Below are 13,918 nucleotides of genomic sequence, written 5' to 3'. Positions count from 1 at the left end.
TCCCCGAGGGTCCCTGATGCGTACGTCGATTGTCACCGCCATTCTGCTCGCCTCCGCCGCAACGGTCTCGGCCCAGACCAGTCAGACCCCGGCCCGACCGGCCGCCCCGTCGCCCGCGCTCGCCGGTGCGGCCAGCGGTCCCGTCGCGCCGAAGGATGCGAACAAGCCGCAGATCGGCGATTTCGGCTTCGACATGGCCGGGCGCGATACCGCGGTGAAGCCCGGCACCGACTTTTTCGACTATGCCAATGGCGGCTGGGAGAAGGCGACGCCGATCCCCGCCGATCGGTCGTCCTACGGCATGTTCCACGTCCTCCAGGACCTGTCGCTCGAACGCACCCGGACGATCCTCGACGCCGCGACCGCAAAGCCCGGCGACAAGGTCGGTGATTTCTACGCGAGCTTCATGGACGAGGCTGCGGTCAATGCGAAGGGCGCGGGCCCGGTGAAGCCGATGCTCGCCGCGCTCAAGACGACCACAGACAAGACCGCGCTCGTCACCCAGATTGCGAAGCTGCAGCGCCAGGGGGTCGGCGGGCTCGTCGGCGTCGGCGTGCAGCAGGACGACAAGGACCCGACCACCTATGTCGTCGGCTTCGGCCAGAGCGGTCTCGGGCTTCCCGACCGCGACTATTATCTGAAGGACGATGCCAAGCTCGCCGCGGTCCGCACCGCCTATCAGGCGTATCTCGCGCAGATGCTGACGCTCGCGGGCGAGCCCAACGCGGCCGCGCGCGCCGCGGCGGTGTTCGCGATGGAGAAGGGCCTTGCCACCGCGCACTGGACGCGGATCGAGAGCCGCGACGCGGACAAGACCTACAACAAATGGACCGCCGCCGATTTCGCGGCCAAGGCGCCCGGTTTCCCCTGGGCCCAGTACATGACCGCGATGGGCGTCACCGGCCGTCCCTTCTACCTCGTCGCGCAGCCGAGCGCGCTGACGGGCGAAGCGAAGGTCTTTGCCGATACCCGGGTGAACGTCCTTCAGGACTATGCGATGCTCAAGGTGCTGCGCGCCTATGCACCCTATCTCTCGAGCGATTTCGACAAGGCCAATTTCGGCTTCTACGGCACCACCCTGTCCGGCACGCCCGAGCAGCAGGTCCGCTGGAAGCGCGGCGTCTCGACCGTGTCGGGCGCGATGGGCGAGGCGATCGGCGAGCAGTATGTCGCGAAATATTTCCCGCCGGAATCGAAGGCCGCCGCCGACCAGCTCGTCAAGAACGTCATCGCGGCGATGGGCGACCGGTTGCGCAACCTCGCCTGGATGGCGCCCGAGACCAAGACCAAGGCGCTCGCCAAGCTTGCCGCCTTCACCCCCAAGATCGGCTATCCGGACAAATGGCGCGACTATTCCGCGCTTCAGGTCCAGCGCGGCGATCTCGTCGGTAACGTCGCGCGCGCCAACGCGTTCGACTATGATCGCGACCTCAAGAAGCTCGGCCAGCCGATCGACCGCGGCGAATGGTTCATGACGCCGATGACGATCAACGCCTATGCCAATCCGACGATGAATGAGGTCGTCTTCCCCGCCGCGATCCTCCAGCCGCCCTTCTTCGATCCGAAGGCGGACCCGGCGATTAACTATGGTGGCATCGGCGCGGTGATCGGTCACGAGATCAGCCACCATTTCGACGATCAGGGCCGCAAATACGATCAGAACGGCAAGCTCACCGACTGGTGGACGCCGCAGGACGTTGCGCGCTTCAAGGTCTTCACCGATGCGCTGGTCAAGCAGTACGACGCCTATGAGCCCTTGCCCGGGCTGCACGTGCAGGGCGGTCTGACGCTCGGCGAGAACATCGCCGATCTCGCCGGGCTGACCGTCGCCTATGACGCCTATCACCGCTCGCTCGGCGGCAAGCCCGCGCCGGTGATCGACGGCACCACCGGCGACCAGCGCTTCTATTATGGCTGGGCGGGCGTCTGGCGCAGCAAGTTCCGCGAACCCGCACTGCGTCAGACCTTGCTGTCCGATCCGCACTCGCCGGGTCACCAGCGCGTCCTCACCGTCCGCAACCTCGACCCCTGGTACGCGGCGTTCGGCGTGAAGCCCGGCGAGGCCAGCTACCTCGCCCCCGCAACCCGCGTCCGCATCTGGTAATCCGCTGACGCCGACCGCCCCAGATATACCCCACCCCGGCGAAGGCCGGGGCCCAGTTGGGGAACAGACGTAACGGCGGATTATCCCTCGTTACCAAACCCTTCCCATCCGTATCTCGCAATCTGTCTCGGCCGACCGCCCGAATTATCCACCACCCCGGCGAAGGCCGGGGCCCAGTTGGGGGACAGACGTAATGGCCGACTGTCCATCGTGACCAAGACCTTCCCAACTGGGCCCCGGCCTTCGCCGGGGAGGTGTACCGCGAACGAAATTCCAGGAGACTCGCATGAAGACCTACATCGCCGCCGGCCTGCTCGCCGCCACCGCGATCACCGGCGTCACCGCCGCCATCTCGCAGACCGCCGAACCAACCGCCGCACCCGCCGCGCCCGCCGCGACCGGCGCGCAATATGGCAGCTTCGGCTTCGACGAAAAGGGCATGGACAAGAGCGTCCAGCCCGGTGACGATTTCTACGCCTTCGCCAATGGCAACTGGGCGAAGACCACCCCGATCCCCGCGGACAAGTCGAACTACGGCGCGTTCAACTTCCTCTCCGACCTGTCCGAGACGCGCACCCGCGGCATCCTCGACACCGCGGCCAAGGACTCGAACTCGAAGATCGGCCGCGCCTATGCGACCTTCCTCGACACCGGCACGATCGAGGCCAAGGGGCTGGCGCCGATCCGGCCATGGCTCGCGAAGATCGCCGCACTGAAGGACCGGTCGGGCTATCCCGCGCTGCTCGCCGAGGCGGATCGCGCCGGGATCGGCGGCCCGTTCGGCAGCGGCGTCGGCCAGGACGACAAAATCCCCGAGCAGTACGCGCTCTCGCTCGGTCAGTCGGGGCTCGGCCTGCCCGACCGCGATTATTATCTCAGCACCGACGCCAAGCTGGTCGAGGCGCGCACCGCCTACCGCGCGCACATCGCGAAAATGCTGACGCTCGCCGGCGAACCCGATGCCGAGGCGCGCGCCGCCGCGTTGCTCGCGTTCGAGACCGAGATCGCCCGGGTCAGCTGGACCCGAGTCGACAGCCGCGACGCGACCAAGACCTATAACAAGATGACCGTCGCCGATCTCGCCAGGCGCGCGCCCGGCTTCGACTTCGCGGGCTATTTCAAGGCGACCGGCACGCCCGTACCGACCGTCATCGTCGCGCAGCCCTCGGCGATCACCGGCATTGCAAAACTCGTCGCGACCGCGCCGATCGGCGTGCTCAAGGACCAGCTGATGCTCCGCTCGCTCGACGGCTATGCGGACGTGCTGCCAAAGGCGTTCGACGCCGAACAGTTCGCCTTCTACGGCACCGTGCTCGGCGGCACGCCCGAGCTGGAGGCCCGCTGGAAGCGCGGTGTCCAGTTCACCAGCGGTGCGCTCGGCGACGAGGTCAGCAAACTCTACGTCGCGCAGTATTTCCCGCCCGAGACCAAGGCCGCAGCCGATGTGCTGGTGAAGAACGTGCTCGCCGCGATGGGCCGCCGGATCGACAAGCTCGACTGGATGGCGCCCGAGACCAAGCAGAAGGCGCATGCCAAGCTCGCCGCCTTCACCCCCAAGATCGGCTATCCCAGCCAGTGGAAGGACCTGTCCGCGCTGACGATCACGTCCGGCGACGCGTTCGGCAACGAATGGCGCGCGAACGAATGGCAGCATCAGGACAACATCGCCAAGCTCGGCAAGCCCCTGCAGCGCTGGGAATGGGGCATGACGCCGATGACGGTGAACGCCTATGCCAATTTCGGCATGGTCGAGATCGTCTTCCCCGCAGCCATCCTCCAGCCGCCCTTCTTCGATCCCAAGGCCGACGACGCGGTCAATTATGGCGGCATCGGTGCGGTGATCGGGCACGAACTGAGCCATCATTTCGACGACCAGGGTTCGAAATACGATGCCAAGGGGCAGCTCACCGACTGGTGGACGCCCAAGGACATCGCCGGGTTCAACGCACTCACCGGCAAGCTCGGCGCGCAATATGACGCCTATGAGCCGCTGCCGGGGATGCACGTGAAGGGCCAGCTGACGATGGGCGAGAACATCGCCGATCTCGCCGGGCTCACGGTCGCCTATGACGCCTATCACACCGCGCTCGGCGGCAAGGCGGCCCCCGTGCTCGACGGCTTCACCGGCGACCAGCGCTTCTATCTTGGCTGGGCGCAGGTCTGGCGCCGCAACTACCGCGAGGCGAATTTGCGTCAGCGGCTGCTGACCGATCCGCATTCGCCGTCGCAGCAGCGCGCCTCGGTCGTCCGCAATCTCGACCCCTGGTACGCCGCCTATCAGCCCAAGCCGACGCAGCGCCTGTATCTCGCGCCCGAACAGCGCGTGCGTATCTGGTGACCGGCCGCGTCCCTGCCCGGGAAACCGGGCGGGGACATGATGCTTGACCCCAAACCCCCGAACAGCGGAAGAGGCATCGCATGGTTTCGCTTCCGCCCCAGACCGGCCTCGGGCCGAACCGCCGCGCCGCCCTTGTCGCGGCGGTGACGGGGATCGCCGCATCGGGGCTGGTGCTCGGCATGATCGGCGACATCGTCGTCGCGGCGGCCTTTCTCGCCGCGGCGATCATCGTCATCGGCGCGGTGATCGTCTGGCGCGTGCTCGCGCGCGCCGGCAGCGCCGAACTGCGCACGATCGACTGGGACTTTACGCGGGCGGTGGCGCAGGCGAGCGGCGATGCAATCGCGGTGACCGATCGCGCGGGCCGGCTGGTCTGCGCGAACGACGCCTATGACGCGGTGTTCAGCGGCTTTCCGACCCCGCCGGGGCTGCCGCTCGATGCGAGTGGGGTCGTATTGCTCGCCGAGGCCGGACGCACCGCATGGCGCGACGGTCATGCGCAGGCGGAGCGGCTGGTCGCCAACGGGCTGCGCATCTCGGCATCGATCACCCGCGCCGGCGACGAGGCGGACATGCTCGTCTGGCGGTTCGTCACCGCGCCCGACTATGACCTCGCGCAGACCGCCGAACGGCTGATCGACGGGCCGACCGGCGACCGGCTCGGCGGCAGCGGGATCATGGCGGCGTTGCTCAGCGCCGACGGCCGCGTCCGCGCGACCAACCGCGTGCTCCGCGTCCGCGCGATCGGCGACGAGCATGAGGCGATCGAGGGACGCGACTTCGCGCGCTTCCTGATCACCGACAATCGCGGCCTCGTCCGCTTCGCGCGCGAGGGCGGCGCGGGGACGCCGCTGCGCGTGGTGCAGGTGCCCTTTGTCGAGGGCGACGACGCCCCCGTCCTCGTCATCCTGCTCGACGACGAGGAGGACGCGCCCGCGATCGGCGCGTCGGCCTCCGCGCATGTCCGCAGCCTCGTCAGCCTGATGCCGTTCAGCATGGCGCTGGTCGATCGTGAGGGCCGCTTCATCCAGATGAACGACTCGTTCCTGCGCGCCGCCGGGGTCGTCGGCGCCGCGCCGCCGCTCTACCCCGGCGATCTCGTCGTGCGCGAGGACAAGACCGCGGTCGCCGACGCGATCCGCCGGTTCGCGGGCGGGCAGACGCATTCGACCGACATGGCGGTCCGGCTGAAGGATCATCCCGACGAGCCGGTCGCGCTGACCATCGCCGGCGCGCGCGGGCTCGGCGACGCCGCGGTCCTGCTCAGCCTCAAGGACAATAGCGAGGAATCGCGACTGAAGCGCGAGGTGGCGCAGGCGACCAAGATGCAGGCGGTCGGCCAGCTCGCCGGCGGCGTCGCGCATGATTTCAACAACATCCTGACCGCGATCATCGGGCACTGCGACCTGATGCTGATGCGCCATTCGCCCGGCGACAGCGATTATGACGACATCCAGCAGATCCGCACCAACTCGAACCGCGCCGCCGGACTGACCCGCCAGCTGCTCGCCTTCAGTCGCCAGCAGACGCTGCGCCCGCAGATCCTGCAGTTGCCCGACGTCGTGTCCGAGGTCTCGAACCTGCTCAAGCGGCTGATGGGCGAGACCGTCCGGCTCGACATGATGCACGGCCGCAACCTGGGGCCGGTCCGCGCCGATCCGGGGCAGCTCGAACAGGTCGTCGTCAATCTCGCGGTCAACGCCCGCGATGCGATCCTGTCCGCCAACCCGCGCGGCGGCGGCACGCTGACCATCACCACGCGCTCCGTCTCGGCGACCGAAGTGCGGCAGATGGCCTCCGACATCCTGCCCGTCGCGGACTATACCGCGCTGATCGTCCAGGACACCGGCACCGGAATCCCGCCCGAGGTCCTGCCCAAGATCTTCGAGCCGTTCTTCACGACCAAGGAATTCGGCAAGGGGACCGGGCTCGGCCTCTCGACCGTCTATGGCATCGTCAAGCAGTCGGGCGGCTATATCTTCGCCGAATCGCAGCCGGGGCAGGGGGCGACCTTCACCATCTTCCTCCCCGTCCACGCCGCGCCCGCCGCGCCGCGGCTCACCGCGCCCAAGCCCGCGGCCAAGCCCGCCGACCTGTGGGGCACGGGCACGATTTTGCTGGTCGAGGACGAGGACATGGTCCGCGCAGTCGCCGAACGCGCGCTCACCCGCCAGGGCTATAGCGTGCTGACCGCGGAGAATGGCGAGGTCGCGCTCGAGATCATGGCGAAGAACGGCCGCCCCGATCTGCTGATCACCGACGTGGTGATGCCGACCATGGACGGCCCGACGATGGTCCGGCACGCCCGCGAGAAATATCCCGACCTGCCGATCGTCTTCATGTCGGGCTATGCCGAGGAACAGCTGCGCAAGTCGATCGACCTCGACAATGTCGAGTTTCTTCCCAAGCCCTTCTCGGTCCAGCAGCTTGCCGAAGCCGCGCGCGACGTTCTTGCGGCACGTTAAGCAACAAGATGTTGGCGCTCGGCGAAATTGCCGCCTAAGGTACAAAATATGAACGTGCCACAGCAGATCCTCATCGTAGAGGATGAACCGTTGATCGCCATGATGCTCGAGGATTTCCTCGAGGTGCTGGACAAGGGCGTCGCAGGGTCCGTCGACACCGTCGCCGATGCCCTGCACCGCATCTCGGCCGGGGGTGTCGACGCCGCGATCCTCGACGTCAACCTGCGTGGCGGTGAGAAGAGTACTCCGATCGCCGAACGGCTTGCAGAGGGCGGCATTCCCTTCGTGTTCGCGACCGGCGGTGGCGATGACGGCCTCGATCCGCGCTTCCGTGACCGGCCCCGCCTGCAGAAGCCGTTCACGATGGACGGCGTCGCCAAGGCGCTCGAAAGCCTCTGACGCCCGCCGCGCTCGCTTTGCGGCGGGTGCCCGGCCACGCCCGCGGCGGATAAAACTGCAAATCCATACGCAACTGTCTTGCGCAAAGGCCCCGTCTCGCGACATAGGCGGTCGCCATGACCCGTATATTCGATAAATCGCGCCTGCCGAGCCGGCATGTCTCCGTCGGTCCAGAGCGTGCGCCGCACCGCAGCTATTACTACGCGATGGGTATTCCCGAAGAGGATATCGCGCGTCCGTTCGTCGCGCTCGCATCCGCCGGCAACAACTCAGCCCCATGCAACACCACGCTCGATGCGCAGGCCGATGCCGCGCAGGCGGGCGTCATCCAGGGTGGCGGGATGCCGCGCCGCTTCAACACGATCACCGTCACCGACGGCATCGCGATGGGGCATCAGGGGATGAAGGCGAGCCTCGTCAGCCGTGAAGTCATCGCCGACTCGGTCGAACTCTCGGTCCGCGGCCATTGCTACGATGCGCTGGTCGGTTTTGCCGGGTGCGACAAGTCGCTGCCCGGCATGATGATGGCGATGCTCCGCCTGAACATCCCGTCGGTGTTCGTCTATGGCGGCTCCATCCTGCCCGGCCGCTATCAGGAGCGCGACGTCACCGTCGTCGACGTGTTCGAGATCGTCGGCAAATATGCCGCCGGTGCCTGCCCGCTGTCGGAGGTGCATGCGCTCGAGAAGGTCGCCTGCCCGGGTCACGGCGCCTGCGGTGGGCAATATACCGCCAACACCATGGCCTGCGTCGCGGAAGCGATCGGATTGTCTATTCCGAACAGCAACATGGTGCCAGCTCCTTACACGACGCGTGAACAGATCGCGGTGGCTGCGGGGGCGCAGGTCATGGAGTGCCTGGCCGACAATATCCGCCCGCGCGACATCTGCACCCGCGAGGCCTTCATCAATGCGGCGCGAGTCGTCGCCGCGACCGGCGGCTCGACCAACGCCGCGCTGCATCTGCCCGCCATGGCGTCGGAAGCGGGGATCGAGTTCGACCTGTTCGACGTCGCGGAGATCTTCAAGACAACGCCGTACATCGCCGACCTCAAACCCGGTGGGAAGTATGTCGCCAAGGACATGTACGAGGCGGGCGGCGTCTACATGCTGATGAAGACGATGCTCAGCGGCGGGTTCCTCGACGGCAGCTGCATGACCGTAACCGGCAAGACTCTGGCCGAGAATATCGACCAGGTGACGTGGAACCCCGACCAGAAGGTCATCTACGACATCAGCACCCCGCTGACCCCGACGGGTGGCGTCGTCGGCCTGCGTGGCAGCCTCGCCCCCGATGGCGCGATCGTGAAGGTCGCGGGGATGCATCGGCTGCAGTTCAGCGGGCCGGCGCGCGTGTTCGACTGCGAGGAGGACACCTTCGCCGCGGTCGAGGCGCGCGCGATCAACGAGGGCGAGGTTATCGTCATCCGCTACGAAGGTCCCAAGGGCGGTCCGGGCATGCGCGAGATGCTCTCGACCACCGCCGCGCTCTATGGCCTCGGCATGGGCGAGAGCGTCGCGCTGATCACCGACGGCCGTTTCTCGGGCGGCACGCGCGGCTTCTGCATCGGCCATGTCGGCCCCGAAGCTGCCGATGGCGGCCCGATCGCACTCGTCGAGGATGGCGACATGATCCATATCGATGCCGAGGCGGGGACGATCGATCTCGATGTTCCCGAGGACGTGATGGCGGCACGCCGCGCGGTCTGGGTCCCACGCAAGACCGATTACGGCTCGGGGGCGCTGTGGCGCTATGCGAAGACCGTCGGTCCGGCGTACAAGGGCGCGGTCACGCACCCGGGAGCCGCAGCCGAAACGCATGTCTACGCGGATATCTAAACGATCGCAGTATCTTGTCGGGCTTGTCTCGCTCCCGCTGGCAGCCTGCGGGAGCGGCAAGCCCGACACCGGTGACACGGCGTCACGCCGCGACGACCCACCCGTCATGCATGTCCCCTGCGCCAAGGGGGCCGCCGCTTTGGCCCCCGACTGCACGATCGAGCAGTCGCGCGGCGCTGATGGCGTGATCCTGACCCTCCGCCACGCCGATGGCGGCTTCCGAAGGTTGCGCGTCGCCCCCGACGGCCGCAGCGTCGTCGCCGCCGACGGGGCGGAGCGGGCGCAGGTCACGGCATCCGCGCCCGGCAGCATCGACGTCGCGCTGGGCACCGACCGCTACCGCCTCCCGGCGACGGTCCAGCCAAGTGCGAACGGCTCATGATCCGGATCGAGGGCCAGCCCGTCCTGACCGCCGCCGAGATGCGCGTTGCTGAGGATGCGGTGATCGCAACCGGGGTCGCGGTCGAGACGCTGATGGACCGCGCAGGCACCGCGATCGCGCACGCGGTCCACCGTCTGGCGGGATCGAACGCCATCTTGATCCTCTGCGGCCCCGGCAACAATGGCGGCGATGGCTATGTCGCCGCGCGCGTGCTCGCCGACCTGGGCGCAACCGTCCGCGTCGCCGCGCTGTCCCAACCCCGCACCGACGCTGCTAGGGCGGCAAGGGCAGGGTGGCCCGGCCCCGTCCAAACTCTCGTGGACGCGACGCCCGCTCCAATTCTCGTCGACGCCCTTTTCGGCACCGGCCTCACCCGCCCGCTGGATGGTCCTTCACCCCAAACCCCAAACACCCCCCCGGCGAAGGCCGGGGCCCAGTTGGGCACCGCTATCGACGACTCGCACGGTTCACCCAACTGGACCCCGGCCTCCGCCGGGGAGGTATCGATCGGGGAAAGACTCCACACCCTGACCAAAGCCGCCACCCTCGCCATAGCCATCGACCTCCCCAGCGGCCTCGCCACCGACTCCGGCCACGCGCTCACGACACCCCCCGTCTTCCACCTCACACTCGCCCTCGGCGCACTCAAACCCGCGCATCTCCTCCAGCCCGCCGCGCGCTATTGCGGCGAGGTCCGCCTCCTCGACATCGGTGTCCCCGTCACCAGCCGGACGGAAGTGCTCAAAAGCCCGCACCTCGCACCGCCCGGACCCGATGCGCACAAATACACCCGCGGCATGGTCGGGGTCATCGCCGGCACGATGGCAGGCGCCGCCGACCTCGCCGCGCTCGCCGCGATGCGCGCGGGCGCGGGCTATGTGACGCTGCTCGGCGACAGCGCCGGCCCGCCGCATGCACTCGTCCGCGCGGCGTTCTCCGACCACGCGCTCGCCAACGACCGGATTGGCGCGCTCGTCATCGGTCCAGGCCTCGGCCGCGACGCCACCGCCCGCGTCCGACTCGATGCCGCGCTCGCCGCCGGCCACCCGCTCGTCCTCGACGGCGACGCGCTCCGCCTGCTCGATCCCGACCGGATCCGCGCGCTCACCGTCCCCGTCATCCTCACCCCGCATGCCGGCGAATTCGACGCGCTCTTCGGGCGATCGGACGACGACAAGATCACCCGCGCCCGCGACGCCGCCGCCCGCACCGGGGCGGTCGTCGTCTTCAAGGGTGCGGACACCGTCATCGCCGCCCCCGACGGCCGCGTCCGGCTCGCGCCCGGCGCGAGCGACTGGCTGTCCACCGCGGGCACCGGCGACGTCCTCGCCGGCGCGATCGGCGCGATGCTGGCCGCAAGGCTCGATCCGCTCGCCGCCGCCGCCGCGGGTGTGTGGCTTCACGGCGAGGCTGCGCGTCGTTCGGGGCCGGCATTTATCGCCGATGACTTGGCGGATGCGCTCCGGTCGGCCAGAGCGTCCGTATGACCAGTGACCCAACGACCAAAACCATCGTCCGCGTCGCCGCGCGCGGCGACGGCATTACCGCCGACGGCCGCCACGCCGCCTTCACCGCGCCCGGCGACACGCTCGCCGCCGACGGCAGCGTGACCCACGGCCCGCACCACCAGACGCCGCCCTGCGTCCATTTCCCGACCTGTGGCGGCTGCCAGCTCCAGCATCTCGACGACGAGAGCTACAGCGCCTTCGTGACCGACCGGATCGCCTCGGCGCTCGACGGGCAGGGCCTGTCCGCGCCGATCCGCACCCCGCATATCTCGCCGGTCCGCAGCCGCCGCCGCGCGACGCTGCATGCCGAGGCCAAGGGCGGCAGGATCACGCTCGGCTTCACCGCCGAGAAAGCGCATCTGATCGTCGACATCAAGGAATGCTGGATCCTCGATCCGCGGCTGTTCGCGCTCGTCGCTCCCTTGCGCAGCCTGCTCAAGCGGCTCAACTTCCGCCGCCGTGCCGACATCCACCTGACGCTCGCGGACCAGGGTGCCGACATCCTCATCACCGGTTTCGCGCCCGAAGGCCTCCCCGCCGCCGAAGCGCTCACCCGGTTCTGCGAGGAGCACGGCATCGCTCGCGTCGCGTTCGACGACGGTCTGGGGCCGGAGACCCGCTGGGAGCCCGATGCGGTGACGATCACGCTGGGCGGCGTTCCCGTGCCGCTGCCACCCGCCTCGTTCCTGCAGGCGACCCCCGACGGCGAGGCCGCGCTCACCGCCGCGGTGCTCGAGGCGATCGGTACGCCCGCCACCGTCGCCGACCTGTTCGCCGGGCTCGGCACCTTCACGCTCGCGATCTCGGCGAAGGTTTATGCCGCGGAGGGCGCGCGCGACGCGCTGACCGCGCTCAAGGCCGCCGCGCACCGCCTGCAACGCCCCGTCTTCCCCGAGCACCGCGACCTGTACCGCCGCCCGCTGACCGTCGCCGAGCTCGACCGGTTCGACGCGGTGGTGATCGATCCGCCCCGCTCGGGCGCGCGGGAACAGGCCGGCGCGCTCGCCGCGTCGAAGACCCCGGTGATCGTCTACGTCTCGTGCAACCCGGCGAGCTTCGCGCGCGATGCCAAGGAGCTCTGCGACGCCGGCTGGCGGATCGACTGGATCCAGCCGGTCGGCCAGTTCCTCTGGTCGACGCATGTCGAACTCGCTGCGAAGTTCGTCCGCTAAGGTGTTAATTCCTCAGGGATAAACCGCAGCCACGAAGAACAACCCATCGGGCGGTGCATTCAGCCCCAGCATCGCCCGATCCTTCGCCGCCAGCGCGTCCGCGACGTCCCCGACCGCCCAGCGCCCCATGCCGACCAGCGCCAGGCACCCGACCATCGACCGCACCTGGTGATGCAGGAACGACCGCGCCGCCGCGTAGACGAACAGCCGCTCGCCCGCGCGCACCACGTCGAGCCGGTCGAGCGTCCGCATCGGGCTGTCCGCCTGGCAATGTGCCGACCGGAACGTCGTGAAGTCGTGCCGCCCGACCAGCGCGCGCGCCGCCTCCGCCATCGCCTCCGCATCCAGCGGCTGCGGCACCTGCCACGCCAGCCCGGCCTCGAAGCTCAGCGGCGCGCGCCGGTTGACGATCCGGTACTCGTACGACCGCCCGATACACGAGAACCGCGCATGCCAGTCGTCGTCCACCACCTCGCACGCCAGCACCGAAACCGGCGCCGGTTTGACCAGCGCGTTCAGCCCCTCCATCAGCCGGAACGCCGCGAGCGGCTTCTCGATGTCGACATGCGCGCGCATCGCGATCCCATGCACCCCCGCATCGGTCCGCCCCGCCGCCTGCACCGCCACGGCCTCGCCGGTCATCTTGAGCACCGCCGCCTCGAGCGCGGCCTGCACGCTCGGCCCATGCTTCTGCCGCTGCCAGCCCATGAAAGGCCGGCCGTCAAACTCCACCGTGAGCGCGAACCGCGTCAAAGCTGAGTCCCCGAGGGAATCGCAAACCCGCGCAGCAGTTCCTCGGCCGATGTCACGCCGCGCCCGGCCCGCTGTACCTGAGTCGGCCGGATCGCACCGTCGCCGCACCCGATCGTCAGCTCGGCATTTACGGTCAGCCCCTCGCACCCGAGAAAGCTGAACGGCAACACGTCCGCCGCCAGCACCTTCACGCGCTCGCCGGCGACCTCGAACCACGCGCCCGGCGCCGGGTTCATCGCGCGCACCAGCCGCTCGACCTCGACCGCCGACCGCTCGAAATCGATCCGCGCCTCCGCCTTGTCGATCTTGGCCGCATAGGTGACGCCCTCTTCGGGCTGCGGCCGGGCAGGGTGGGCGTCGAGATCGCCCAGCACCTCGACCATCAACCGCGCGCCCATCGCCGACAGCTCGGCGGTCAGATCCCCCGCCGTCTTCCCCGCAACGTCAGTCCGCCCCTCGAGCCGAACCGCCCCGGTATCCAGCCCGGCCTCCATCTGCATGATCCCGACCCCGGTCTTCGCATCGCCCGCGAGGATCGCGCGCTGCACCGGCGCCGCCCCGCGCCACCGCGGCAACAGCGAGCCGTGGACGTTAAGGCACCCGAACCGCGGCGCCTCGAGCACCGCGCGCGGCAGGATCAGGCCATAGGCGGCCACCACCGCGACATCAGCGTCGAGCGCCGCAAACGCTTCCCGCGCGGCGAGCCCCTCGGGCAGCGACGCCTTGAACGACACCGGCGTCCGAACCTCGATGCCCAGCGCCTCCGCCCGGACCTGGACCGGCGACGGCACCAGTTCGCGCCCGCGTCGCCCGCCCGGGCGTGCCGGCTGGCAATAGGCCGCCACCAGTTCGTGCCCCGCCGTGACGAGGGCCTCCAGCACCGGCACCGCGAAGTCCGGCGTTCCCATGAAGATGATCCGCATGCCCCTCTCGAACACGCTGGCGGGGAGCGACGCAAC

Annotated in this window: 10 protein-coding genes; 8 read left to right on the top strand and 2 right to left on the bottom strand. The window is 68.9% G+C overall.

What is annotated here, in order from left to right:
- Nucleotides 1–16: 16 nt before the first annotated feature.
- The 8 genes from IFT87_RS14055 (at nt 17) to IFT87_RS14020 (ending at nt 12,206) form a co-directional block, all read left to right on the top strand.
- Nucleotides 17–2,104, top strand: a complete 2,088-nt coding sequence (locus IFT87_RS14055; protein ID WP_192190964.1) for a M13 family metallopeptidase — start codon at nt 17–19, stop codon at nt 2,102–2,104.
- A 286-nt stretch (nt 2,105–2,390) separates the two neighbouring features.
- Entirely contained in the window at nt 2,391–4,442 is a 2,052-nt protein-coding gene (locus IFT87_RS14050) for a M13 family metallopeptidase (RefSeq protein ID WP_192190963.1), read from the top strand.
- An 80-nt stretch (nt 4,443–4,522) separates the two neighbouring features.
- Entirely contained in the window at nt 4,523–6,907 is a 2,385-nt protein-coding gene (locus IFT87_RS14045; protein ID WP_056676793.1) for a hybrid sensor histidine kinase/response regulator, read from the top strand.
- Between the two features lie 48 nt (nt 6,908–6,955).
- Complete coding sequence (locus IFT87_RS14040) at nt 6,956–7,306, top strand: response regulator (RefSeq protein ID WP_031396103.1); 351 nt, start codon at nt 6,956–6,958, stop codon at nt 7,304–7,306.
- A gap of 116 nt (nt 7,307–7,422) precedes the next feature.
- On the top strand, nt 7,423–9,144 hold the full coding sequence (ilvD, locus tag IFT87_RS14035; RefSeq protein ID WP_192190962.1) for a dihydroxy-acid dehydratase: 1,722 nt from the start codon (nt 7,423–7,425) through the stop codon (nt 9,142–9,144).
- Nucleotides 9,145–9,250: 106 nt separating this feature from the next.
- Nucleotides 9,251–9,526, top strand: coding sequence for a hypothetical protein (locus IFT87_RS14030; protein WP_249403358.1), 276 nt, complete (start codon nt 9,251–9,253; stop codon nt 9,524–9,526).
- Complete coding sequence (locus IFT87_RS14025) at nt 9,523–11,013, top strand: NAD(P)H-hydrate dehydratase (RefSeq protein WP_192190960.1); 1,491 nt, start codon at nt 9,523–9,525, stop codon at nt 11,011–11,013. The genes IFT87_RS14030 and IFT87_RS14025 overlap by 4 nt, the downstream gene beginning before the upstream one ends.
- Nucleotides 11,010–12,206, top strand: coding sequence for a class I SAM-dependent RNA methyltransferase (locus IFT87_RS14020; protein WP_192190959.1), 1,197 nt, complete (start codon nt 11,010–11,012; stop codon nt 12,204–12,206). Before IFT87_RS14025 ends, IFT87_RS14020 begins: the two co-directional genes overlap by 4 nt.
- 12 nt (nt 12,207–12,218) lie before the next feature.
- On the opposite strand, the gene truA is transcribed toward IFT87_RS14020, so the two are convergent.
- Entirely contained in the window at nt 12,219–12,959 is a 741-nt protein-coding gene (gene truA, locus IFT87_RS14015; protein WP_037528489.1) for a tRNA pseudouridine(38-40) synthase TruA, read from the bottom strand.
- Complete coding sequence (gene fmt / locus IFT87_RS14010; RefSeq protein WP_192190958.1) at nt 12,956–13,882, bottom strand: methionyl-tRNA formyltransferase; 927 nt, start codon at nt 13,880–13,882, stop codon at nt 12,956–12,958. Before fmt ends, truA begins: the two co-directional genes overlap by 4 nt.
- Between the last annotated feature and the right edge of the window lie 36 nt (nt 13,883–13,918).

It is taken from the genome of Sphingomonas sp. CFBP 8765, from assembly GCF_014841445.1.
Lineage (GTDB): Bacteria > Pseudomonadota > Alphaproteobacteria > Sphingomonadales > Sphingomonadaceae > Sphingomonas > Sphingomonas aerolata.
Note: the sequence above shows the minus strand (reverse complement) of the source record. Positions and strands in the feature narration are given on the sequence as shown.